Annotated in this window: 23 protein-coding genes and 1 tRNA gene; 7 read left to right on the top strand and 17 right to left on the bottom strand. The window is 69.9% G+C overall.

What is annotated here, in order from left to right; all coding sequences use genetic code 11:
- Positions 1-74 precede the first annotated feature (74 nt).
- Both ACFY36_RS44925 and ACFY36_RS44920 read left to right on the top strand, forming a co-directional pair.
- On the top strand, positions 75-752 hold the full coding sequence (locus tag ACFY36_RS44925; RefSeq protein WP_499752055.1) for a hypothetical protein: 678 nt from the start codon (positions 75-77) through the stop codon (positions 750-752).
- Positions 749-1,537, top strand: a complete 789-nt coding sequence (locus tag ACFY36_RS44920) for an urease accessory protein UreH domain-containing protein (protein WP_499752054.1) — start codon at positions 749-751, stop codon at positions 1,535-1,537. Before ACFY36_RS44925 ends, ACFY36_RS44920 begins: the two co-directional genes overlap by 4 nt.
- A gap of 15 nt (positions 1,538-1,552) precedes the next feature.
- Here ACFY36_RS44920 and ACFY36_RS44915 read toward each other — a convergent pair whose 3' ends face one another.
- Entirely contained in the window at positions 1,553-2,176 is a 624-nt protein-coding gene (locus tag ACFY36_RS44915) for a TetR/AcrR family transcriptional regulator (RefSeq protein ID WP_499752053.1), read from the bottom strand.
- A gap of 115 nt (positions 2,177-2,291) precedes the next feature.
- Here ACFY36_RS44915 and ACFY36_RS44910 point away from each other — a divergent pair.
- The 3 genes from ACFY36_RS44910 to ACFY36_RS44900 all read left to right on the top strand — a co-directional run bounded on the left by ACFY36_RS44910 (position 2,292) and on the right by ACFY36_RS44900 (position 3,887).
- A tRNA-Leu gene (locus ACFY36_RS44910) sits at positions 2,292-2,375 on the top strand.
- Between the two features lie 85 nt (positions 2,376-2,460).
- Positions 2,461-2,748, top strand: coding sequence for a hypothetical protein (locus ACFY36_RS44905; RefSeq protein ID WP_499752052.1), 288 nt, complete (start codon positions 2,461-2,463; stop codon positions 2,746-2,748).
- Between the two features lie 620 nt (positions 2,749-3,368).
- On the top strand, positions 3,369-3,887 hold the full coding sequence (locus ACFY36_RS44900; protein WP_499752051.1) for a GNAT family N-acetyltransferase: 519 nt from the start codon (positions 3,369-3,371) through the stop codon (positions 3,885-3,887).
- A gap of 181 nt (positions 3,888-4,068) precedes the next feature.
- Here ACFY36_RS44900 and ACFY36_RS44895 read toward each other — a convergent pair whose 3' ends face one another.
- The 5 genes from ACFY36_RS44895 to ACFY36_RS44875 form a co-directional block, all read right to left on the bottom strand.
- Positions 4,069-5,034, bottom strand: a complete 966-nt coding sequence (locus ACFY36_RS44895) for an expansin EXLX1 family cellulose-binding protein (protein WP_499752050.1) — start codon at positions 5,032-5,034, stop codon at positions 4,069-4,071.
- 74 nt (positions 5,035-5,108) lie between these two features.
- Positions 5,109-5,909, bottom strand: coding sequence for an MOSC domain-containing protein (locus tag ACFY36_RS44890; RefSeq protein WP_499752049.1), 801 nt, complete (start codon positions 5,907-5,909; stop codon positions 5,109-5,111).
- 23 nt (positions 5,910-5,932) lie between these two features.
- Positions 5,933-8,140 (bottom strand): P-loop ATPase, Sll1717 family, encoded by a 2,208-nt coding sequence (locus tag ACFY36_RS44885; protein WP_499752048.1) that lies wholly within the window; start codon positions 8,138-8,140, stop codon positions 5,933-5,935.
- 24 nt (positions 8,141-8,164) lie between these two features.
- Entirely contained in the window at positions 8,165-8,617 is a 453-nt protein-coding gene (locus ACFY36_RS44880) for a MarR family winged helix-turn-helix transcriptional regulator (protein ID WP_499752047.1), read from the bottom strand.
- Positions 8,618-8,659: 42 nt separating this feature from the next.
- Positions 8,660-9,799: an erythromycin esterase family protein gene (locus tag ACFY36_RS44875; RefSeq protein ID WP_499752046.1), complete on the bottom strand. Its 1,140-nt coding sequence runs from the start codon at positions 9,797-9,799 to the stop codon at positions 8,660-8,662.
- Positions 9,800-9,888: 89 nt separating this feature from the next.
- Here ACFY36_RS44875 and ACFY36_RS44870 point away from each other — a divergent pair, with 89 nt between their 5' ends.
- On the top strand, positions 9,889-10,557 hold the full coding sequence (locus tag ACFY36_RS44870; protein WP_499752045.1) for a TioE family transcriptional regulator: 669 nt from the start codon (positions 9,889-9,891) through the stop codon (positions 10,555-10,557).
- Between the two features lie 10 nt (positions 10,558-10,567).
- Here the strand turns inward: ACFY36_RS44870 and ACFY36_RS44865 are convergent, their stop codons facing one another.
- The 9 genes from ACFY36_RS44865 to ACFY36_RS44825 form a co-directional block, all read right to left on the bottom strand.
- Positions 10,568-10,963, bottom strand: a complete 396-nt coding sequence (locus ACFY36_RS44865) for a hypothetical protein (protein ID WP_499752044.1) — start codon at positions 10,961-10,963, stop codon at positions 10,568-10,570.
- A gap of 16 nt (positions 10,964-10,979) precedes the next feature.
- Entirely contained in the window at positions 10,980-12,515 is a 1,536-nt protein-coding gene (gene hutH, locus ACFY36_RS44860) for a histidine ammonia-lyase (protein WP_499752043.1), read from the bottom strand.
- Positions 12,512-13,663 carry an imidazolonepropionase gene (hutI, locus tag ACFY36_RS44855; protein WP_499752042.1) on the bottom strand — a complete coding sequence of 384 codons (1,152 nt, stop codon included), beginning with the start codon at positions 13,661-13,663 and terminating at the stop codon, positions 12,512-12,514. The genes hutH and hutI overlap by 4 nt, the downstream gene beginning before the upstream one ends.
- The gene (locus ACFY36_RS44850; protein WP_499752041.1) at positions 13,660-14,946 is read right to left on the bottom strand and encodes a formimidoylglutamate deiminase; all 1,287 of its coding nucleotides are present in this window, start codon (positions 14,944-14,946) and stop codon (positions 13,660-13,662) included. Before ACFY36_RS44850 ends, hutI begins: the two co-directional genes overlap by 4 nt.
- Positions 14,943-16,115 (bottom strand): Zn-dependent hydrolase, encoded by a 1,173-nt coding sequence (locus ACFY36_RS44845; protein ID WP_498694834.1) that lies wholly within the window; start codon positions 16,113-16,115, stop codon positions 14,943-14,945. Before ACFY36_RS44845 ends, ACFY36_RS44850 begins: the two co-directional genes overlap by 4 nt.
- A complete protein-coding gene (gene hutU, locus ACFY36_RS44840; RefSeq protein WP_499752040.1) occupies positions 16,112-17,752 on the bottom strand; it encodes a urocanate hydratase in 1,641 nt (546 codons plus the stop codon). Before hutU ends, ACFY36_RS44845 begins: the two co-directional genes overlap by 4 nt.
- Positions 17,753-17,764: 12 nt before the next feature.
- Entirely contained in the window at positions 17,765-18,589 is an 825-nt protein-coding gene (locus ACFY36_RS44835) for a MurR/RpiR family transcriptional regulator (protein WP_498694830.1), read from the bottom strand.
- 221 nt (positions 18,590-18,810) lie between these two features.
- The gene (locus tag ACFY36_RS44830) at positions 18,811-19,215 is read right to left on the bottom strand and encodes a DUF5615 family PIN-like protein (RefSeq protein WP_499752039.1); all 405 of its coding nucleotides are present in this window, start codon (positions 19,213-19,215) and stop codon (positions 18,811-18,813) included.
- Entirely contained in the window at positions 19,173-19,622 is a 450-nt protein-coding gene (locus tag ACFY36_RS44825; RefSeq protein ID WP_499752038.1) for a hypothetical protein, read from the bottom strand. Before ACFY36_RS44825 ends, ACFY36_RS44830 begins: the two co-directional genes overlap by 43 nt.
- 104 nt (positions 19,623-19,726) lie before the next feature.
- On the opposite strand from ACFY36_RS44825, the gene ACFY36_RS44820 reads away from it, so the two are divergent.
- Complete coding sequence (locus ACFY36_RS44820; RefSeq protein WP_499752037.1) at positions 19,727-20,122, top strand: hypothetical protein; 396 nt, start codon at positions 19,727-19,729, stop codon at positions 20,120-20,122.
- Positions 20,123-20,191: 69 nt separating this feature from the next.
- Here the strand turns inward: ACFY36_RS44820 and rdgB are convergent, their stop codons facing one another.
- Positions 20,192-20,806, bottom strand: coding sequence for an RdgB/HAM1 family non-canonical purine NTP pyrophosphatase (rdgB, locus tag ACFY36_RS44815; RefSeq protein WP_499752036.1), 615 nt, complete (start codon positions 20,804-20,806; stop codon positions 20,192-20,194).
- A complete protein-coding gene (gene rph / locus ACFY36_RS44810) occupies positions 20,803-21,531 on the bottom strand; it encodes a ribonuclease PH (RefSeq protein WP_499752035.1) in 729 nt (242 codons plus the stop codon). The genes rdgB and rph overlap by 4 nt, the downstream gene beginning before the upstream one ends.
- Between the last annotated feature and the right edge of the window lie 89 nt (positions 21,532-21,620).

Below are 21,620 nucleotides of genomic sequence, written 5' to 3'. Positions count from 1 at the left end.
CTGTGCCCGACTGACCAGGTGTTGTTCATGTCGGCGACTCTTCAAGATCACCAAGCGTGGCCAGACTGCGTTCCGTGGTTCAGTACAGCTCACGCGCCCTGGTGACCTTGGCCGTCGCCGGGATCGCGGTCGCCGCGCCGACACCGGCGGCGGCACATCCGTTCGGTGATCCGCAGACGGTGGCCATCTCGCTCGACGAGCAGCGCCCCTCAGTGGTCCAGGTGAAATGGCGGGTCGGCGGCCCCGACGACCTCACCCTGCTCGGGGTGACGCTCGGGCTCCTGCCCAAGGACCGGGTGAAGGCGGACGGCAACGTCGACTACCGCTACACCGACCCCGGGATCGTCGGCGCGTCCTCGAAGTTCGCCGATTACTTCCTGCAGCGGATCGAGGTCACGGACGGCACACGGGAGTGCGCCGGTCAGGTGCGGGAGCCGATCCAGGCGCTCGCGCTCAAGGGCGCCACCGCCGAGTTCGCCTGCCCGTCCCCGGTCACGTCGGCGACGGTCGCGGTGCGCATGCTGACCGACCTGAACCCGGCCTACCGCACGCTGGCGACCGGTCCCGAAGGCCAGAGGTACGTCTACGAGGGCGGCAACGAGTCGCACGGCTGGACTCTCGTGGGCGCCCGCCCGGCCGGCGGCGCCAAGAGTGCCTTCACTCAGCTGGCCACGGTCATCGGCGTCCTCCTGGCCGTGGTGGCCGCCGCCGTCGTGCTGCTGAAGCGCCGCCGCCGGGTGGTGACGGCATGATCGACGGTTCCGTCCTGTCCGACCGCATGCAGGACCTCATCCACACGCCGGGCGTGACCCCGCTGGCGTTCCTGATCGCCTTCCTGGCCGGGGCCGGCCACGCGGTGGCTCCCGGCCACGGCAAGACGTTGGCCGCCGCCTACCTGGCCGGTTCGAAGGGCCGCATCCGCGACGCGGCCTGGCTCGGCGGTTCCGTGGCGGCCATGCACACCTTCTCGGTCCTGGTCATCGGCATCGCTTGGACCTTTTTGTCACTCTCCGACTTCGTACGCATGGAGCAGCTGACCACCTGGCTCCAGGTGGCGGCCGGCGCCCTGATCGTCGCCACCGGAGTCTGGATGCTGCGCCGCCATCTCAGCGGCCATCACCACCACCATCACGGCCACGATCACTCGCATGGCCATTCCCACGGCCCTTCCGCGGATCACTCCCATGACCATGACCACGACCATTCCCGCCGCCCAGGCCTCCTTTTGCTGGGCATCTCCGGCGGCCTGACCCCCTCCCCCGCGGCCTTCCTCGTGCTGGCCACCGGCCTGTTCCTGGGCCGCGCCGGCTTCGCCCTCCTGCTGGTGCTCACCTTCGGCATCGGCATGGCGGTGGTCCTCTTCGGCGTGGGAGTCCTGGCCGTCGCCGGCAGTTCCCTGGTCACCCGGAGCTCCCGCACGTTCGCCCTGCTGACCAGGGCGACCAGAGTCACCCCCGTTCTGGCCGCCTCCGGCATCACCCTTTTCGGCGCCGGCCTGGTAACCGTCGCCGCTGTCCACCTGACGACAGTCGGTTAGGGCCTCCCACCTCAGTCATGAAGCGGCCTCGGGCCGGGCGAGGGCTCCGTACAGGAAAAGGTCGACCAACTCGGCCGCCGGAAGCCCCCGGCCCGGACCCCGGCTCGTGACGATGCCCAGGAAGGCGTCGGTCACCGCCTCGGCGGGGAGGCGCAGGACTTCCTGGTCGGGCTCGATGAGGTCGAGCAGCGCCTGGCGGGTGGCCGACTGGGACTCGTCGCGCGACGCCGAGAGGGCGGACAGGTCGCCGTCGCCCGGCCGGGAGCGGCGGTGCGGCATGCCGGAGGCGTGCAGGGCGCCGATCACCGCGCCGATGCGGCGACCGTGGGCGTTCAGGGCGTCCAAGGCCTCGACCAGGCGGTCGGCCAGGGGCTGGTCCAGCGCAATCGAGTGCAGCTGGGACAGCAGGTTGACCGGGTCGAGCGCCCGCAGGACGCAGGCCTGGAGGACTGCGTCCTTGTCGTCGAAGACGCGGAAGATCGTCGCCTCGCCGATGCCCGCGGCGCGGGCGATCTGTGCGGTGGTGACGGCGCCGCCGTGCTCGGCGACCAGGGGCAGGGCGGCACTGACGATGGCTTCGCGCCGCTGCTCGGGAGTCATGCCGGGCGCTCGGCGCCGGCCCGCGGGTGTCGTTGTCATGCTCCTACACTACGGAGTGAGTACTCACTCCGTCAAGGAAGGCCGGGGCCCTGATCGCCGGCCGAACCGTCTAGAATCTCTTCAACGCGCTGGTCCGGTGATCCGGACCAGCCCGGCGGGAGTGGCGTAATAGGCAGCCGCGCGGGTTTTAGGTGCCCGTGCCCGAAAGGGCGTGGGGGTTCAAGTCCCCCCTTCCGCACCGTTATCGATCTCCGTTTACGCAGATCAGCCCCGGTCATCAGACCGGGGCTGCTGCGCAATAGGGGCCAGGTAGGGGCGGCGACGTGCATCTCCGTCAGCTGGAGGCCGAGCCACACCATCCCGGCGCCGGCCTCGAGAGGCTCCGCATTCACCATCTGCGGCCCACGCACGCGTCGTACCTGATCGCCGACAACATCGTGCTGACGGGCATTCAGCGCCGGTTCGGGCACTCATCGATCACGGTGACGAGCGACTTGTACGGGCACCTGCTGCTGGTGGTCGACGAGAACATCCTCGTCGCCGCGTCGAAGTCGATCTCGTTGGCCGACCTCGACTGGACGCCGGATCCGGGCACTGAGTCGATCTACTAGTGGAGCGATCCGGTAGGGGAATCCGTAGGGCAAACGGGCGCGGATCAACGGGGTTCAACGAGGACCGACGGGCAGGTCAGACCGCATCTTGACACCTTGACCAGCGGGTCTCTGGGGTTCAAGTCCCCCTTCCGCACCACTTGGGCCTGCTCGCGGGCGCGCTGACGGCGCCCCGCGGGGTCACGCTTCTGTCCTCAGTGGCGCTCTCGTGCTGCTGCTTCCGTAGGCGCTCCTCGGGTTGACAGTCCTCGTCGCCGACATCGCCCTCGCGTCGGCCACCCTCGCGATCCGCCCCGCCTTCGGCCCGACAACCGAAACGCCCTGGCCGGTCCGCCCAGCCGGAGGCGCATACGGACGCTCGCGGTCAGGCCGGCTTTTCAGGACGCCGGCAGCCAGACCAGCCCGGCCGGACACGCGGACAAACCGCCGGCAGCCGGGCCGATACCGCGGAACGGGGCGGGTGGGCGCAGCAGTCCGGTCGAGCGCGCGAGGGCGGGCGGAGGGAAGGCCGGACGCGGACGGCACTCGAGGGCAGCGGGGGAAGGCCAGACGCGGAACGGGGTGGGTGGCGAGACGGAGGGCACACGGGCGTACGGACGAAATGCCGTGAAGATGAGGGGATGGGAATCGAGTTTGTTGTGGATCCGCCGCTTTCCGACAGGCTGAAGGAGCGCGTGGTTGGCCTGTGGGTCGACGTCACCAACGCGGGTGGGGCGGTGGGATTTGTCGCGCCCGTGGAGGCTGATGCGGTGCGGCCGGTGGCCGAGGCGGCCTTTCGAGCGGTCGAGGAAGGGTATGACCGGCTGCTGGTGGGGATCGACGGGCACGAACTGGTGGCGTTGCTCTTCGTCGTCAACAACCGGTTTGTGTTGAAGGATCACTGGCGGGTGCTCAAGCGGGTGATGGTCACGCCCAAGAGCCAGGGCAAGGGGTACGGGGCCGCCCTCATGCGGGAGGCCGAAGCGCTCGGGCGGCGGATGGGGCTGGCCGCGCTTCAGGTCACCGTGCGGGGTGGGCTGGGGATCGAGCGGTTCTATCTCGGGCTCGGCTACCGCGAGGTGGGCCGCATCCCGGGCGCGCTGCGGCTGGCCCCCGGGGACGACCGCGACGAGACCTACATGTGGCTGGACCTGGCCTAGGGCCTGTCCTGCCGGTCAAGCGGGGCTGCGGCGTGGTTCAGGTGGCGCCTGACGGCAGCCGCGACACACCGACATCCAACACCGGGATGCCGGCGCGCCGCGCCCGACGCCAGCCACCACCTGAACCTCGCCTCGCACTCGCTTGATCGGCAGGACAGGCCCTAGAAAGCCAGGCGGGAGGTCAGCCGCACTTCGACGGCGTGCCGGCGGCCAAGTCGACGGGGGCCTGGGCCGGCGGGGCCGTCGTGGGTTCGGTGGTGGCGGCCGACTCCAGCCGCTCCGTCAGCGGCGACGCCGATGAAGGGGCCACCGATGAAGGGGCGGCCGAGCTAGGGGCCGGCTTCTTCGACGGGGTGGCTGACGGTGTTGCCTTCTTGGTGGCGGGGGCCTTCTTCTTCACCGGGGCGGACGACGTGGAAGACACCAGTTTCGTGCTGGTCTTCTGCGTCTTGCCCTCGGTGAGCTTGATGTTGGGGACGGTCACCGAGTTGCCGTACACATCGGTGATTTTGATTTTGAAGGGGCCGTTGCCGGCGCCGCTCGGCAGCGTCCAGTAGTTGAAGTCCTCGTGGGTGGCCGACTTGAACGTGCCGCCCGATCCGGCGATCTTGACCGAGGCCAGCTGGTTCGAGTGGTTGTCGATCAGCACGCTCAGCCAGTACTGGGACGAGCCTTCCTTCACCCGTACGGAGATGGGGCCCGGCACGGCGGCGTTCGGCACCGTCTTGTACGTGATCGGGATGATCCCGTCCGACTGCACGCCGATCTTCTTGAACGCCGTAAGGCTCAGGTCGAGGTGACCGGCCGGGCATTCCGGGCAGGAGTCGATGACCTTCACCCGGGTCGAGCCCTTCGGGCCGGTGACGTCGATGTACGTGCCGCAGGCCGCGCCCTCGGAGTATTGGTTGTGCTGCCCCAGCGCCACGAACAGATCGTCGGCCGGCGCCGACGGGAACGAGCAGTTACCGAGCGTCCCGTCCAAGGAGAAGTACGTCGCCTTGCCCTTGCTCGCCGACGTGGACGGCGGGGCCGCGCACGCGGCGCCACTGTTCTGGAAAACGAGGGCCATACCGAGGACGGCGGCCAGGACGGCGGCACCTCCAGCGGCGAGCCAGCGGGGCGTCAGCAGGCGAAATCTTCCGGTCACGCTGACCGACCCTGCACCGCCGAGGGGGTGGCGGCAACTTTCCTAAGACACTCCTAAGACTCGGGTGGCTTGCTTCACCCGATCGGTTCGAGCACTTCGACCGGATCGCCCACTTTAATCGACACATCGGAAATGTCGGGAATCAGGTTGATGGCAAAGAGTAGTCCGTCGTCGAAGCGCCGGTGCTGAGCGAGCATCCGCAGCGGCTCGCGGCCCTTCTCGCCCGTCTCCTGATCGATCGTCGTCACCAGGCAGCGCGCACACGACTTGGCCGCCCGGAACGTCGCGTCGCCGACCCGCAGCCGCCGGCCCAGCCAGGAGTCCTCGGCCCAGGCCGGCGCGCCGCCGACGACCAGGTTGGGCCGGAAACGCGTCATCGGCACCGGCTCGGGCAGCCAGTCGTTGAGCGCGGCCAGCGATCCCTCGTTGGCCAGCAGCATCGGGAACCCGTCGGCGAAGCTCACCCGGTCGTCCGGCCGGGCGTGTGACTCCAGCGAACGCCCCCGCGTGTCCTGCTGCCACACGAGCCGCGCGTCGCGGTCGAGGAAACGGCTGCTCCACTCCTTCTCGGCGACGCGGCCGGGCACCGCCTGCTTGCGCCGGAAGACCCGTACGGCCTCGATCGGCCCGTCGGTGGGCTCGTCGATGTCGAGGTCGGGAAGGCCGGGCGCGCTCAGCACCAGACCGCCCGGGCGGTGGCGGGCCCGCAGTTGGGTGAGGCGGGGAGTTTCGCGCTGCGTGATGCCCACGCCGTCCGGGTCGACCATCAGCCACCGCCGGTCACCGGCCAGGCCCCACGGCTCCACCTCCGCCACGTCGTGCTCGATCCGGTGGCAACCCTTGACGGGGTACGAGTACAGGGCCGTGATGTGCATGCCGGCCAGCTTTTCACGCCCGGCTAGGAGGACTCCCAGCAGCGGGTGTAGAGCTCCGGGATCCGGAACATCGAGCGCGCGCCGTCGCCGTTGTCGCGGACCACCCGTTCGAGGAAGCCGAGGCGCTCCAGGAGGCGTACCTGCTCGCTGATCGGGCCCTCCGAGGCCTCGAAGAGGCCTTCGACCTCGCCCAGGCTGAACAGCGTGCGTTTGCCGGCGCGGCAGTTCAGGACGAACGACGACGCGACCTTGAAGTCGTTCACCACCTCGGAGAAGCTCAGCTCCGACACCTCGGTCATGGCCCGCGCGACCGCCGCCGCCGAGAAGAGCGGCAGCGCGTTCACGGTCGCGTGGGGACGGGCCGAATATTCGCGGGCCAGGTGAAGCAGGAGCACGGCCAGGCGCGGCGAGACGTCACCATTGCCATTGCGTACGGAGTCGGAGAGCCACCGATCGATCGGACGGCCCTCGACCGTGGCCGGGAAGAGCACGCTGAGCGCCGGGCGGGTCTCGAAACCGCCGGCCGGCAGCCGGAGCCGCTCGGCCACCCAGCCCAGCGGCGCGTTGGCCAGCACCCGGCGGACCAGCACCTGGAGCCAGTCCTCCTCGGTCCAGTCGAGCACCAGCCGGCGCGAGACCAGCTTGTTCTTCTCCTGGATGTCGTAGAGCTCGAACAGGTCGGTGCGCAGGAAGACGACCAGGTCGAGGCCGTCGAGCAGGCTGATCCGTCCCTCCACCTGCAGCAGGCCCTGCACGACGGCCTCCTGGCGGGCGCGGTCGTACTTGAAAAGCTCGTCGATCCGGTCGAAGAGCACCACGGCCCGGCGCTTCTCGGCCCGCAGGATCTTGTCGGTGACGTTCAGGAACGCCTCGACGTCGACCGTGCTGGTGCTCGGCGCGCTGCCCACCGGCAGCTCGGCCTCCAGGTTGACCGGCCCGACGGCGAACCGCAGCGTGGTGCCGCCGAACGGGCGGGCCATGGCCCGCAGGGCCCGCTTGGTGCGGCCGATCGCCCGGCTGGGCAGGCCCACGGCCGTACGCAGCTCGGCGCCCTCCTGAAGCAGTTTGCGGGGCGCGTCCTCGGGCAGCGCCGCCGCCACCACGGCCGCGACCACCACCAGCCAGGCCGCGCGCAGCGTGTCGGCGTCGTGGGTGTTGGCGCCGGCGATCCGCTGGAGGAGGTCGCTCGGGTTGGCCACCGGAAAGACCTCGACGTTCTCCTGGCCCGCGGAGAGCTTGTGGAAGATCGCGCTCTTGCCGGCGCCGCGGTCGCCGACGACGATCGAGCGGCGCTGGCCGAGGATCGACCCCACGTTCTGCCAGAGGACGAAGCTCTCCTCCAGCAGGTCGTCGCGCTCCGCGTCCTCGGCGCCGAACCGCAGTTCGGACAGCTGGAACGGCCGTCCGGCCAGCCGCCACGCGAGGTAGACGTCGCGCACCAGATCGGGCAGGACCACGATCGGGCCCGCGGCCGAACCGGCCGGCGCGTTGAGGAACAGGCGGACGGCGTCGTCCTCGAGGACACCCGATCGGGCGGCCAGCACGTCGATGCGCTCGCGCCCGCCGGTCAGGGCGAGCCGGTCGAGCAGCGAGCGGGTCTTGTCCGGGTCGGGTGTGCCCTCGACGACCCGCTCGATGATCTGCTCGATGTAGTCCCGGATCGACGCCGCCCCGCTCGTCTCCACGCCGTCGACGCCCTGGATCAGCCGGCGGAACAGCAGCGCCGCCTCGTCGCGGCTGAGCGGGGCCAGGGTGTACGCGGCGAACTGCTCCAGGCCACCGGTGACCGGTGGCCGCGAGCCGACCACGAACTGCCAATGCGGCAAGAGATGGCTCAACTCGGTGAGGGCGGACGCCGTACCGGCCGGGTCGACCGCCGAGTCGAGGCTGTCGAAGATCAGCACGGGCCGGTCCACATCGGGCTCGGCCGCCCGCAGCACCTCGATCGTCTCGGACAGGGCCGGCGCCCCCGACGACGACTGCAACGTGCGCGTCCCGAGCACGGCCTCCAGAACCCGGCTGCCCACCTCGACCGCGCGGCGCACTCCCGACAAGTCGACGTGGAAGACGGCCCGGCCCCGCTGACGCAGGTCCTCGCCGAGCATGCCGAGCAGGACTGTCTTGCCGGAGCCGTCGATGCCGAGCACCAGAACCCCGGCCGAGCGCCCGTTCTCGATGTCGGCGAGGATCTCGGCCAGCTCGCGACGGCGGATCGGCAACGTGTCGGTCACACCGCTCACCGTAGCGGTGGCGGTCTATCTCCCCGACAACAGTCCGTCGCCGGCGGCGAGCCGGTCGAGCACCCGGGCCAGGGCGGCCCGGTCGGCCGCGCTGAGCGAGGCGATCAGCTCCTCGTCCAGGCGCGCCGACACCTCGGTGGCCGCCTCCAGCAGGCGCGCGCCCTCGACGGTGAGGTGCACCTGCTGCTTGCGCCGATCGGCCGGATCACGCACCCGGGCCACCGCCCCGCGCGTCTCCAGCTGATCGACCAGCAGCACCACGAGGCTCGGGGCGACCCGCATGACCTGCGACAGCTCCAGTTGCGACTCGGCGCCCTTGACCCGCAGCACGCTCAGCACGGCCACGTGCTTCGGTTTCAGCTCGAGCCCGGCCAGCCCCGCCGCGAACTGCGCCTCTTGCGCGACCCCGAGCACACCGAGCCGAAACGACACACTCCCCACCGGCGTCCGCGGCCGCTCACTTGCCATGGCGCCACCATACCGGCGACAGATGATTCTCAATCTGAATGATTAATCGGCGTCCTTGACGTAGACGATCGCGTCGATGCTCGGCAGATGGGCCGGATCGAGCGGGGCGTAACCGAACCAGGACGACACCCGCGGTTCCGCGCCGGCCGGAAGTTCGCGGGGATCGACGACGAAGCGGTCGCCCGCGGTGGCGTACAGCAAGCCCTCAATGGTGTTGATCGGCGGGGTTTCGACGCCCCGACGGCGGATCGTGCCGAGAGCGGTGGCCACGAAGGCGTAACCCCGGCCGAGTTGGGCGGCGACGATCGAGCCGGCGCTCCACCAGTGCAGCAGCGGGCCGCCCAGCCGGATGCTGCTCTTCGCGCGCTGGAGGTGGCTGTTCTGGGCGAAGGCCATGACCGGGCCACGCTCGGTCTCCGCCATCAGGTTGGCCGCCATCATCAAGGCCCGCTGGCCGAGCACCCGGGGCAGGCGCGCGGGCGACGAATCGGCCATCCAGTGGTGATAAAGCAAAAGGCCGGTTGCGGTACGCCCGTACAACCGGGCCTTCCGCCACTCATCCTCTGTGGACGTCGCGATGAGGTGTGGCATCTCCGAATCGAGAAGAGCGACCAGATCGCCGGCCAGAAGGCGCAGTTGTTGCGCCTCGGCCGTCCGGCCCACCGACTGCGACGGGTCCATCATCGCGTCCGGGTTGGGCCAGCGCCCGTCATCGCCGATCAGACGATCAAGCTCCGCCACCGTGCAGGGCATCGCCTCGACCCGCCCGGACAGGAAGCCGTGCAGTCCGGTGAGGGCCTCCCGGGGGCTCGCCCCACCGGTGATCTCCAACGGCCCGTCGAAGCCGGCGAAGCGCACCCTCTCGGGCAAAGGACGGTTTTCGTTGTACGCCCGCATCCAGCGCACAAGCTCACGATTCCCCGCCATCGTGCCGAACTCGTGGCTGAAGCCCCGCTCCATGACCTCGTCCAGCGAGCCGGCCCCGTGCACGACGTAGTCGTCGACGAGCAGCCCCATCAGGCAGTCGCTCTCGATGGCGATCACCCGGAAGCCCTCACGCTCGACAAGTTGCCGGAAGAGATCGTTGCGCACTCGGAGCAGAGAATCCTCGAAGTGAGTGGGCTCGCCGAGGGCCAGCACTCGCGGCCGCTCCGGAAGCAACGCCATAACGTCGTCAGTCATACCTCTCAACAGTATCGTTGAACCGTCGGTTGAGACTTTCCGCTTTTATTGGCAGGACCGTGACCCGAAACCCTCAAACACTGCGACCGGTGGACCTGGCCCGGGAGCATGGCTTGTCGGCCCAAGCGGTCCGCAATTACGAGGCGCTGGGCATCCTGCCGCCGGCCGAACGAACCCGGTACGGCTATCGCACGTACACGCCCCGCCACGCCCGGGCGCTGCGAGCGTTCCTGGCCCTTCTCCCTGGCCACGGCCACCGGACCGCCGCCGCGATCATGCAGTCCCTGAACCGGGACGCCGAGGCCGACGCGCTCCGCCTGATCGACGAAAGCCACGCCCAGCTGTTGGAGGACCGCCGAACATTGCGAGCGGTCGAGGCGGCACTGCGCGACCTGGGCCCGGTGGAGCCGGAGCGAGCCGACACGTTCGTCGGTCCCCTTGCCCGCAAGCTGGGCCTTCGCCCGGCCACGCTGCGCAAGTGGGAGAGGGCCGGCCTGGTCCATCCGCGCCGCGACCCACAGACGGGTTACCGGGTCTACTCCCCCGCCGACATCAGAGACACCCAGCTGATCCACCAGCTACGACGGGGCGGCTACCGGCTGGAGCAGATAGCCCCGTTGATCGGTCAGGTCCGTTCCGCGGGCGGCGTCGAGCCTCTGGAGTCGGCGTTGGAGGGTTGGCACGCCCGCCTGACGGCCCGGGGCCGGGCCATGCTCACCGGGGCCGCCGCCCTCGACGCCTATCTCGACGCCGCTTGACACCGGGCGATCAGCCCCCGGTGACCCACTTCGCCAAGAAATCCGGTGCGTCGTCGATGCTGACCACTTCGCTGACCAGTGCGCTGACGGCGGCCTCGGCGGGCGGCTCCGAGACGAAGATCGGAATGTTCAACGCTGCCGCGAAGCCCACCTCGATGGTGACGCTGCAACCGGTGTAGCCCTCGACGGCGACCACATAGATGCAGGCGGACCGGCGGACCTTGCCCAGGAACTCGTGGGTGAGCATCCGTTTCTGGTCGGCCGTGACCTGGACGACCTCCTCATCGAAGTCGAACCGCGGCGTATTGACGGTGACCCGCCGGTCGGTGAGCCGGCCCGCGACAGTCCGCACCAGTTCGTAGTACTTCGAACTGCTGCAGATGGTGACCTCGTTCGTCCCGCTCAACGCGCATTCCTCCCTCTCAGAGCAGCGGGCCGGTGCTCTGCTCGATCTCTGTACGCAGGCGGCGGTCGGCGACCACCCGGCGGGCCTCTTCCATCACCGGGGCCAGGAACAGGTCCGGGCCCGGCGAACCCGCAACCGGGGCCAGTGCGGCCACCGCGGCCGTGCCGGCCGGGGAAGGCGTCAAGGGGTGGCGCAGCTGCAAACCCCGTACGGCCGCAAGCAGCTCCACGGCCAGCAGGCTGGTCAGGTTGTCGAGGACCGTGCGGAGCTTCTTCGTCGCGGCCCAGCCCATCGAGACGTGGTCCTCCTGCATGCCGCTGGTCGGGAGGGAGTCGACCGAGGCCGGGGCGGCCAGGCGGCGGTTCTCGGCGACGATGCCGGCGGCCGTGTACTGGGCGATCATCAGGCCCGAGTTGACGCCGGCGTCCGGGGACAGGAACGGGGGCAGGTCGCGGTTGCGGGTCACGTCCAGCAGGCGGTCGACCCGGCGTTCGGCGATCGCGCCCACCTCGGCGGCGGCGATGGCCAGGAAGTCGGCGGCGAAGCCGAGCGGGGCGCCGTGGAAGTTGCCGGTGGACTCGACCCGGCCGTCGGGCAGGACCACCGGGTTGTCGACGACCGAGACGAGCTCGCGGGCGGCCACCTGGCGTACGAAATCGAGGGTGTCCCGGGCCGCGCCGGCGACCTGGGGCGCGCAGCGCATCGAGTAGGCGTCCTGCACCGCGTGGGCCAGGTCGTCGCGGTGCGAGTCCATGATCGCCGAGTTCTGGAGCAGGCGCAGGATGTTCGCGGCCGAGGAGGTCTGGCCCGGGTGGGGACGGATCTCGTGCAGCTCGGGCAGGAAGGGGCGTTCCGAGCCGAGCATGGCCTCGATGGCCAGGGCCGCCGTCACGTCGGCCATGGTGAACAGGTGGGCCGCGTCGTCGACGGCCAGCAGCAGCATGCCGAGCATGCCGTCGGTGCCGTTGATCAGGGCCAGGCCCTCCTTCGCGGCCAGCTCCAGCGGTCGCAGGCCGGCCGCGTGCAGGGCCTCGGCCGCGGAGTGCCGGGCGCCGTCCTTGCCCATCACCCAGCCCTCGCCGAGCAGCACGATCGCGCAGTGGGCGAGCGGGGCCAGGTCGCCCGAGGCGCCCAGCGAGCCGTGCTCCGGCACCCACGGGGTGATGTCGTGGTTGAGCAGGTCGGCCAGGCCCTGAGCGAGCACCGGCCGTACACCCGAACGCCCCAGAGCCAAAGACCGCAAGCGAAGCAACATCATGGCCCGTACGACCTCGCGAGGCATCGGCGCGCCGACACCGGCCGCGTGCGAGCGGATCAGCGCGTGCTGCAGTTCGGCCCGCCTCTCCGGTTCAATACGGGTGTTGGCGAGCGCGCCGAAGCCGGTCGACACGCCGTAGACGGGCTTGCCGGACGCCTCGATCCGGTCGACGATCGCTCGGCTCGTCTCCATCGCGGCGACGGTCTCGGGGGCGATCTCGACGCGGGCGTCGTGGCGGGCCACGGCGATGACATCGGCCGGGGTGACCCCGGTGGGCTGGACGATGACGGTCATTGCGCCACTCCGTTGTGCAGAACGGTTCTGATCAGGGGTACGCCGGGCCGGTAGGCCAGGTGCAGGTGGGACGGCGCGTCGAGCACCGTCAGGTCGGCCCGGGAGCCGGGTCGCAGCCGGCCGACGTCGTCGCGGCGCAGGGCGAGCGCACCGCCGGCGGTCGCCGCGTGCACCGCCTCGGCCGGGGTCATCCGCATGTCGCGAACGGCCAGGGCGATACAGAAAGGCATGGAGCTGGTGTACGACGACCCGGGGTTGCAGTCGGTGGCCAGAGCGACCCGGACGCCCGCGTCGATCAGCCGTCGCGCGTCCGGATAGGGCGACCGGGTCGAGAACTCAGCGCCGGGCAGCAGCGTCGCGACGGTCTCCGAGCTGGCGAGGGCGGTGACATCGGCGTCGCTCAGATGCGTGCAATGGTCGGCGCTCGCGGCGCCGAGTTCGACCGCGAGTTGTACGCCGGGGCCCGCGGCCAGCTGGTTCGCGTGCAGCCGGGGCCGCAGCCCGCGCTCGATTCCGGCGGTCAGGATGGCCCGCGCCTGGTCACCGTCGAAGGCGCCACGATCACAGAAAACATCGACCCATTTGCTGTACGGGGCACAGGCGTCCAGCATGTCGGAGATGACCAGCGAGACGTAGTCGTCGGCTTCGTGGCCGGCGGGAACGACGTGCGCACCCAGGAAGGTGGTCTCCTCGGTCAGCTCCCGGGCCAGGCGCAGCGACCGCGCTTCGTCGAGGACGTTCAGCCCGTAGCCGCTCTTGATCTCGACGGTCGTGGTGCCCTGCCGCCGCATCTCGGCCACGAGCCGTTCGGCGTTGCCCAGCAGCTCCTCATCGCTCGCGGCGCGGGTCGCGGCGACGGTCGTCCGGATGCCGCCGCCGGTGTAGGGCTCGCCGGCCATGCGCGCGCCGAACTCCTGGGCCCGGTCGCCGGCGAAGACCAGATGCGCGTGACTGTCCACAAAGCCCGGTAGGACGGCCGCTCCCCCGGCGTCGATCCGCTCGTCGGCGGCCGGCGCTTCGCTGCGAGGCCCGATCCAGGCGACGCGATCACCGTCGACGACGAGTGCGACGTCGCGCCGAAGCCCGAGCAGCCCGTCCCCGTCGTCGTTGGTGACGAGCTCCCCGATGTTGTCGATCAGCAGGCTCATGGCTCGATTCCTTCGGCCAGCGCGGCGGGCACATCGATCGTGACGTGGCGGCCCTCGGAGACGATCAGGCGGCCGTCGGCGATCACGTGGGTGATGTCGGCCGCGGTCGCGGCCAGGATCGCCTGGGCCGGGTCGGCGCCGGCCGTCCGTACGCTGTCGAGGCGCACGCAGACCAGGTCGGCCCGCCTGCCCACCTCGATGGCGCCGGCGTCGTCCCAGCCCAGGGCGGTGTGCGCGGTCGCCGCGGTCATCAGCTCGGCCGGCGAGAAGCGGCCGCGCCGCAGGCGGGACACGCGCTCGTTCATCTCGAGGCCACGGATCTCCTCGAACATGTCGATCACGGCGTGGCCGTCGCTGCCGAGGCTGAGCGGGGAACCGTGCGCGGCCAGCTCACCGGCCGGCCCGATGCCGTCGGCCAGATCGCGTTCGGTGGTCGGGCACATGCACACCCCGGTGCCACTGCCGCCCAGCATCTTGACGTCGCGGCCGGTGAGGTGGGTGGCGTGCACGGCGGTGATGTTCGCGCCGAGCAGCCCGTGCCGTTCCAGCAGCTCGGTCGGGGTGCAGCCGTGAACCGCCCGGCACTGCTCGTTCTCAGCCGGCTGTTCGGAGAGATGAACATGTACCGGACGACCAGACGACCAGGCGGCCATCTCACTGATCGCGGGGGCGGGCACGGCCCGTACAGAGTGGACGGCCGCGCCGATCAAAGCGTGCGGGGGCGCGGTGAGCGCGTCCACCCGCGAAGCCCAGGCCTCGAAGTCACCGTCGCCGAAGCGGCGCTGCACCCCTTCCAAGGGAGCGCCGTCGACGCCGGCCGTCAGGTAGAGCGTGTCGAGCAGCGTGATCCGGATCCCGGCCTCGGCCGCGGCGGTGATCAGGGCCTGGCCCATGGCGTTCGGGTCGGCGTAGTGGAGGCCGCCTTCCGCATGGTGCAGGTAGTGAAACTCCCCCACGGCCGTGATGCCGGCCAGCGCCATCTCGGCGTAGACGGCCCGGGCCAGCGCCAGATAGGAGTCCGGATCCAGGCGCGCCGCGACCTCGTACATCTTGTCGCGCCAGGTCCAGAAGCTGCCGCCGTCACCATGCGTACGACCTCGCAATGCTCTATGAAAAGCGTGCGAGTGAGCGTTGGCGAAGCCCGGCAGCACGAGACCAGCCAGCCGCACGTCCGGCGTTTTGCCGGAATTCAAGCTGGCGAAGCGCCCGTCGACGACTTCGATGTGGGCATCGTCGACGATCGCGCCGCCGATCCACGCGAGATCGCAGCGGTAGACGGTCATGTCAGGTCCAGCAGGACCCGGGCCAAGGCCTGGATCCCCTCGACGCAGTCGGCCTCCTCGGCGTGCTCGGCCGGCGAATGCGAGACGCCGGTCGGGTTGCGCACGAAGAGCATCGCCGTCGGCACGTGGGCCGACAGCACGCCCGCGTCGTGGCCGGCGCCCGTCGGCAGGATCGGCGCGTGGCCCAGCAGCTCGGAGATGCGCGCGGCCAGCGACGTCTCGAAGGAGACCTCCTGGCTGAACGACTCGTTCGTCACCGACACCTCGACGCCGTCGCGGGCCGCCCGGTCGTAGGCGCGCTTGATCACGGCCTCGACCAGGCCGTCCAGCGTGTTCGTCTCGGCCGCCCGGGCGTCCAGCCAGCCGCGTACCAGCGACGGGATGGCGTTCGTGGCGTTCGGCTCGACCTCGACCCGGGCCACCGTCGCGTGCGCGCCGGCCAGCCGGGCCTCCTTGTTGGCCGCCAGCACCGTGTAGGCGAAGGTCAGCATCGGATCGCGCCGGTCGGCCATCCGGGTCGTGCCCGCGTGGTCGCCGTGCCCGGTGAAATCGAACCGCCAGCGGCCGTGCGGCCAGATCGCGCTGGCCACGCCGACCGGCACCTCCAGGGCCCGGCCCTGCTCGATGTGCAGTTCGATCAGCGCGCCGATCCGGCTGGTCAGCCCGGGCAGGCGGCCGGCCGGGGTGGTGCCGAGGGCCTCGCCGAACGTGATGCCCTCGCGGTCGGTCAGGGCGGCCGCCGTCTCCGGCTCGATCGCGCCGGTGAGCAGCCGTGATCCGAGGCAGGGCAGGCCGAAACGGCCGCCCTCCTCGTCGACGAAGGCGACCACGGCGATCGGGCGGCGCGGCACGTGGCCGCGCCGGCGCAGCTCGTCGACGGCGAGGAAGCCGCTGACGATGCCGAGCGGGCCGTCGTAGCCGCCGCCGTGCGGAACCGAGTCGAAATGCGATCCGGTCAGCACCGCGTCGTGCCCCCACTGCCCGCCCCACCAGGCGAACAGGTTGCCGTTGCCGTCGTCGGTGACCGGCATGTCGCGCCGGGCCGCCTGGTTGCGGAACCAGTCCCGCAGGACCAGTTCCGGCTCTTCGAGGGCGTACCGCTCGTAACCATTGGCCACCCGGCCGATCGGGGCGATCTCGGCCCAGAGCTCCGCGAAAGTCGCGCTCACTTGTCGTCCTGTCGCATCGGGATGTGGACGCCGTCGGCGGCGTCCGAGTCGTAGCCGGCGTCGACGTGCCGGATGACGCCCATGCCGGGGTCGTTGGTCAGGACCCGCTCGATCTTCTGGCCGGCCAGCGCGGTGCCGTCGGCCACGCACACCTGCCCGGCATGGATGGACCGGCCGATGCCGACGCCGCCGCCGTGGTGGATCGAAACCCAGCTGGCGCCGCTGGCCGTATTGATCATCGCGTTGAGCAACGGCCAGTCGGCGATGGCGTCCGAGCCGTCGAGCATGGACTCGGTCTCCCGGTACGGCGAAGCCACCGACCCGGAGTCGAGATGGTCCCGGCCGATGACGATGGGTGCGCTGATCTCGCCGCTGGCCACCATGTCGTTGAAGCGGACGCCGGCCACGTCGCGCTCGCCGTAGCCGAGCCAGCAGATGCGGGCGGGCAGGCCCTGGAAGGCGACGCGCTCGCCGGCCATCCGGATCCAGCGGGCCAGGGCCTCGTTCTCGGGGAAGAGGTCGAGGATCGCCTTGTCGGTCTTCGCGATGTCGGCCGGGTCGCCGGAGAGGGCGGCCCAGCGGAACGGGCCTTTGCCTTCGGCGAAAAGCGGCCGGATGTACGCCGGGACGAAGCCCGGGAAGTCGAAGGCACGCTCATATCCGCCGAGCTTGGCCTCGCCCCGGATCGAGTTGCCGTAGTCGAAGACCTCGGCCCCGGCGTCCTGGAAGCCGACCATGGCGGCCACGTGGCGGGCCATGCTGGCGCGGGCCCGGTCGGTGAATTCTTCCGGCTTGGTCGCGGCATAGTCGGCGGCGTCCTCGAGGTCGACGCCGACCGGAAGGTACGACAGCGGGTCGTGGGCGCTCGTCTGGTCGGTGACGATGTCGATGGCGACCCCCTTGACCAGCAGTTCGGGGAAGACGACGGCCGCGTTGCCGACGACGCCGATGCTCACCGCGCGCTTTTCGGACTTAGCCGCTTCCGCCCGATTTATCGCGTCATCGAGGTTATCGGCGATTTCGTCGAGATATCTGGTCTGCACCCGGCGCTCCAAGCGGGAGCGGTCCACGTCGACGACCAGGCAGACCCCGCCGTTCATGGTGACGGCCAAGGGCTGCGCGCCGCCCATGCCGCCGCAGCCCGCGGTCAGGGTCAGCGTGCCGGCCAGGGTGCCCTTGAAACGCTTGGCGGCCACGGCGGCGAACGTCTCGTACGTCCCCTGGAGGATGCCCTGCGTGCCGATGTAGATCCACGACCCGGCGGTCATCTGGCCGTACATGGTCAATCCGAGCTTTTCGAGGCGGCGGAACTCGGGCCAGGTGGCCCAGTCGCCGACAAGATTGGAGTTGGCGATGAGCACGCGCGGGGCCCACTCGTGCGTACGGAAGACGCCGACCGGCTTGCCCGACTGCACGAGCAGGGTCTCGTCGTCCTTGAGCTCGTCGAGCTCGCGCACGATCGCGTGGAAGGAGGGCCAGTTGCGCGCCGCCCGCCCCGTGCCGCCGTACACCACAAGATCTTCCGGCCTTTCGGCCACGTCGGGGTCGAGGTTGTTCATCAACATCCGCTTGGCGGCTTCCTGCGGCCAGCCCTTGGCGGTGTACGCCGTACCGCGCGGCGCCCGGATCTCCGTCATTGATCTTCCCCTCTACCCCTGAAAAAGTTGCCGCCGAGCCGCGGCCGCCTCGAACTCCTCGAGCCGGCGCTGAACCGGCTCCGGATCCGCGTCGCACATCGCCTGAAGCAGCACCATGGCCATGGCCATCGGCCCGGTGTGCAGGTCGAACACCAGACGCGTGCCCACCGCGGCGGGCAGCACGACGGCGGCGTCCTCGGCGACCGGGCTCACCGCCGAATCGGTGATCGCGACCACGGCGTACCCCATGGCTCTGGCCTCTTTGACCACTTCGAGCGACTCCCGCGGATAGCGCGGCAACACCAAGGCCAGCATGGCACCGGCGCCCGCCACCCGGGCCTGATCGAGCCGGTCGAGCAACGACGTCCCGCCGGTGTCCCACACCCGCACATCCGGGTGCACCTTGCTCGCGAAATAGCCGAAATACCCGGCCAGAGGAGCGGCCGCCCTCAGTCCCAGCACCGGCAGCGGCCGGCTGGCGACGAGCAAATTCGCCGCTTTCTGTACGGCGTCAAGGCTCCCCAACTGCTCCCGCAGCCGCCCGAGATGCTCGGCCTCGGCCTGAATAGCCCGCTGCATGGCGTTGTCCTCGCCACCGTCATCGGCCGGCCCACCGCCGACATCCCGCAGAGCCCGCCGCAGAGCCGGATATCCCGGAAACCCGAGAGCGATGGCGAACCGCGTGACCGACGGCTGACTGACCCCGGCCAGCTCAGCCACCTCGGCCGACGACAGAGCGGCCGCCGTGCCGGCCCGCTCCACGAGGCAGTGCGCGATCCGCCGCTGCGTGGGCGTGAGCCGAGCGCCGGCGAACAGGTCGAGCACTCCGCCATTCACAACCGCAGACTATGCATAAAAACTTTCAGAAGCCAGACCTCGCTTCCCTAAAGGTCAGCGACCGCTTCGGTCCGGGCCTACTCGCGGCGGCCAAGGCGGCCGGCGACACGACGGCGCGAGTTCACAAAAAGCGCCATCGACCGGCCGGCCGGCCGCCTTCCTGAGGTTTCCGAGGCGGCCCAAGCCGGGAGTTGCCTGGCGATGACTTCGAGAATCGGCAGTCAGCCCTCGCCCGGCCACCGCAGCCAGGCGACCTCGTCGCGACCAGGCATCTCGCCCTTCGACAGCATCTCGTCGAGTACTTGAGATATCCGGCCCAGCCCTGACGCCGTTCGTGGAAAACGCCGGCTATGGACGAAGAGGATGCCTGCGTGGCCGAACCCCTGCTGTGCCAGGCGTGCGAAATCGCTGACGTTCTCCGTGACGACACATCGGCTGTTGCGTGCAGCCCAGGCCAGCACATCCTCATCAGTCTTGGCCGCGAGGCCGACCTCGACGTCCAGCACGGCGACGACGTCGTGCCCCGTGGCCCGCAGAGCCCGCGCCAAGGAGGGTGGGTACATCTCGTCGAGAAGGAAACCCGTCAGGGCTTCGGCTTCCGAAGAAGCTTCTGCTGGGCTTCCCACAACCGCTCCTCTCGATCAGCGACCTCACGGTTGAGGGCCACTCGTTCGTCGATCTCGTCGGGGTAGGCCGCGTAATAGCGCAAGGCCACCGTGACCTGACCTGAGGCCAATCCCGTCACCTCGGCCAGCTCCGACAGAAGCGACGCCCGGTCGAGTTGTTCCGCTTCCTCACGGACGGCGCCCAGTGCCGCGACGACTTCCCAGACGTCAGGGCCTCCAGCGAGCGCTGCTCGGCGTCCGGTCGGGCCAGGCCGGAAGATGACGCCGGGATGCTCATAGGACCTCAACGCCTCGTCGATGAACATGTTGGCCACGGACGAGGAGGAGGAACCAGGGTTCTCCCGCACATAGCGGTCCAAACGAGCCAGGACCTCCTCGTCGAAGCGGACTGAGCGCGGAGCAGTCATGACTACATCGTAGTCATGTGTAGTCGCTGTGAAAGCGTAGGCATGACTATTGGCCGAGTCAACTCCTATATAGAAAACTCCTCGGGAGGAGTTAGAGTGGAGACATGGAGAGCATCTCCGTTGACGACGGCACCTATCGCGACCTGACTCTCATCGCCCGAGCGGCCGGGATCACGCACGGAGAAGCTGTCACGCTTCTTGTCGATCATTTCCAGCGATCAGCCGGCCCGGAACGAACACCGAGACCGCCCGGCGCCGTAGTGGCTGTGCACGCGACCTACCAAGGCCACCGCATAGACGGAGAATTCGATCCAGCGACTGCGAGCTTGACGGTGATCTCCGATCCCACACCCGGCAAGTGGTACCGCTCGCCGAGCGGCGCGGCCAAAGCCGTTGTGTCCGCGATCAAACCCGGCGTAACGCCGAACCGCAGCGGTTACGACTTCTGGTTCGTGTCCAGCACAGGAAAGACCCTGGCGTCCATCCGCAACAAGAGGTGACCGGGACGGCCGGTGGCCGCTCCGGTCCTCGAACGTCAGCTGACGCGCACCGTCTCGCGCGAAGCGCGGCTAGGCCGGGAGCTCCTTGGCGATGACTTTGGAGAGCTCGCGGAAAGCCTTGCCCCGGTGGCTGATCGCGTCCTTCTCGGCCGGGGTCAGCTCGGCGTTCGTCTTCGTCTGGCCGTCGCCCAGGAAGATCGGGTCGTAGCCGAAGCCGCCGTCGCCTCGGCGGGATCGGAGGATCTTGCCGGGCTGGCGGCCCTCGACCAGGTGCTCGCGGCCGTTCGGCAGGACCAGCGCGGCCGCGCACACGAAGGCGCCGCCGCGCTGCTCGTCGGCCACGTCGCCGATCTGGGCCAGGAGCAGGTCGAGGTTGGCGTCGTCGTTGCCGTGGACGCCGGACCAGCGGGCGCTGAAGACGCCCGGCATGCCGTTCAGCGCGTCGACCGCGATGCCCGAGTCGTCGGCCACCGTGGGCAGTCCCGTGCGCTTCGCGCCCTCACGAGCCTTGATCAGCGCGTTCTCGCCGAAGGTGAGGCCCGTCTCGGGAACGTCGGGATATCCCTCGAAGTCGGCCAGGCCGACCAGCTGAACGCGGTTCGTGCCCAGCGACTGGTCGAGGATGCGCTGGAGCTCCACCAGCTTCTTCTTGTTCGCGGTGGCGAGCAGCAGCTTGGCGCTCACGAGGCGAGCGCTTTCTGCTGGGCCGCGGCCAGATCGGCGCAGCCGGCCAGGGCCAGGTCGAGCAGGGCGTCCATCTGGTCGCGGCGGAACACGCCGTTCTCACCCGTGCCCTGCACCTCGACGAAGTCGCCGTCGCCGGTGGCCACCACGTTCATGTCGACCTCGGCCGCCACGTCTTCGAGATACATCAGGTCGAGGCGGGGCTCGCCGTCGATGATGCCGACGCTGACCGCCTGGATCGAGCGGTGCATCACGTTTTCCACCTTGCCGGCCAGGGACTTGCGGTCGGCCAGCCAGTTGACCGCGTCGTGCAGGGCCACGTAGGCCCCCGTGATCGCGGCCGTGCGGGTGCCGCCGTCGGCCTGCAGGACGTCGCAGTCGAGGACGATCGAGTTTTCCCCCAGCGCCTTCAGGTCGATGCTGGCCCGGAGGCTGCGGCCGATCAGGCGGGAGATCTCATGCGTACGGCCGCCGACCTTGCCCTTGAGGCTCTCGCGGTCGCCACGCGTGTTGGTGGCGCGGGGCAGCATCGCGTATTCGGCGGTGACCCAGCCGAGGCCGGAGCCTTTGCGCCACCGGGGAACGCCCTCGGTGACACTGGCCGTGCAGAGCACCCGGGTGTCGCCGAACTCGACGAGCACCGAGCCCTCGGGGTGGATGCTCCATTTACGGGTGAGAGTCACCGGTCGCAGCTGGTCGGCCGCTCGGCCGTCGGGTCGTGACATGCCCAAACCTTATGCGCAGCGGACCCGGCGCGCCTCAGCCGCCCCGGCTCCTGTGGATAACGAAGCCTGCTGTGGACAACTCGGGCCGC

It is taken from the genome of Actinoplanes sp. NPDC000266, from assembly GCF_042899005.1.
Taxonomy (GTDB): Bacteria; Actinomycetota; Actinomycetes; order Mycobacteriales; family Micromonosporaceae; genus Actinoplanes.
Note: the sequence above shows the minus strand (reverse complement) of the source record. Positions and strands in the feature narration are given on the sequence as shown.

What these genes read in the sequence shown, in the direction of transcription:
- ACFY36_RS44850 (WP_499752041.1), bottom strand. Translation starts at nt 14,946, where the DNA reads ATGACCGTCTACCGCTGCGATCTCGCGTGGATCGGCGGCGCGATCGTC.
- ACFY36_RS44915 (WP_499752053.1), bottom strand. Translation starts at nt 2,176, where the DNA reads ATGACAACGACACCCGCGGGCCGGCGCCGAGCGCCCGGCATGACTCCC.
- hutU (WP_499752040.1), bottom strand. Translation starts at nt 17,752, where the DNA reads ATGACGGAGATCCGGGCGCCGCGCGGTACGGCGTACACCGCCAAGGGC.
- ACFY36_RS44820 (WP_499752037.1), top strand. Translation starts at nt 19,727, where the DNA reads ATGGAGAGCATCTCCGTTGACGACGGCACCTATCGCGACCTGACTCTC.
- ACFY36_RS44890 (WP_499752049.1), bottom strand. Translation starts at nt 5,909, where the DNA reads ATGCACATCACGGCCCTGTACTCGTACCCCGTCAAGGGTTGCCACCGG.
- rph (WP_499752035.1), bottom strand. Translation starts at nt 21,531, where the DNA reads ATGTCACGACCCGACGGCCGAGCGGCCGACCAGCTGCGACCGGTGACT.
- ACFY36_RS44880 (WP_499752047.1), bottom strand. Translation starts at nt 8,617, where the DNA reads ATGGCAAGTGAGCGGCCGCGGACGCCGGTGGGGAGTGTGTCGTTTCGG.
- ACFY36_RS44920 (WP_499752054.1), top strand. Translation starts at nt 749, where the DNA reads ATGATCGACGGTTCCGTCCTGTCCGACCGCATGCAGGACCTCATCCAC.
- ACFY36_RS44825 (WP_499752038.1), bottom strand. Translation starts at nt 19,622, where the DNA reads ATGACTGCTCCGCGCTCAGTCCGCTTCGACGAGGAGGTCCTGGCTCGT.
- hutI (WP_499752042.1), bottom strand. Translation starts at nt 13,663, where the DNA reads ATGAGCCTGCTGATCGACAACATCGGGGAGCTCGTCACCAACGACGAC.
- ACFY36_RS44875 (WP_499752046.1), bottom strand. Translation starts at nt 9,799, where the DNA reads ATGACTGACGACGTTATGGCGTTGCTTCCGGAGCGGCCGCGAGTGCTG.
- hutH (WP_499752043.1), bottom strand. Translation starts at nt 12,515, where the DNA reads ATGACCGTCATCGTCCAGCCCACCGGGGTCACCCCGGCCGATGTCATC.
- ACFY36_RS44900 (WP_499752051.1), top strand. Translation starts at nt 3,369, where the DNA reads ATGGGAATCGAGTTTGTTGTGGATCCGCCGCTTTCCGACAGGCTGAAG.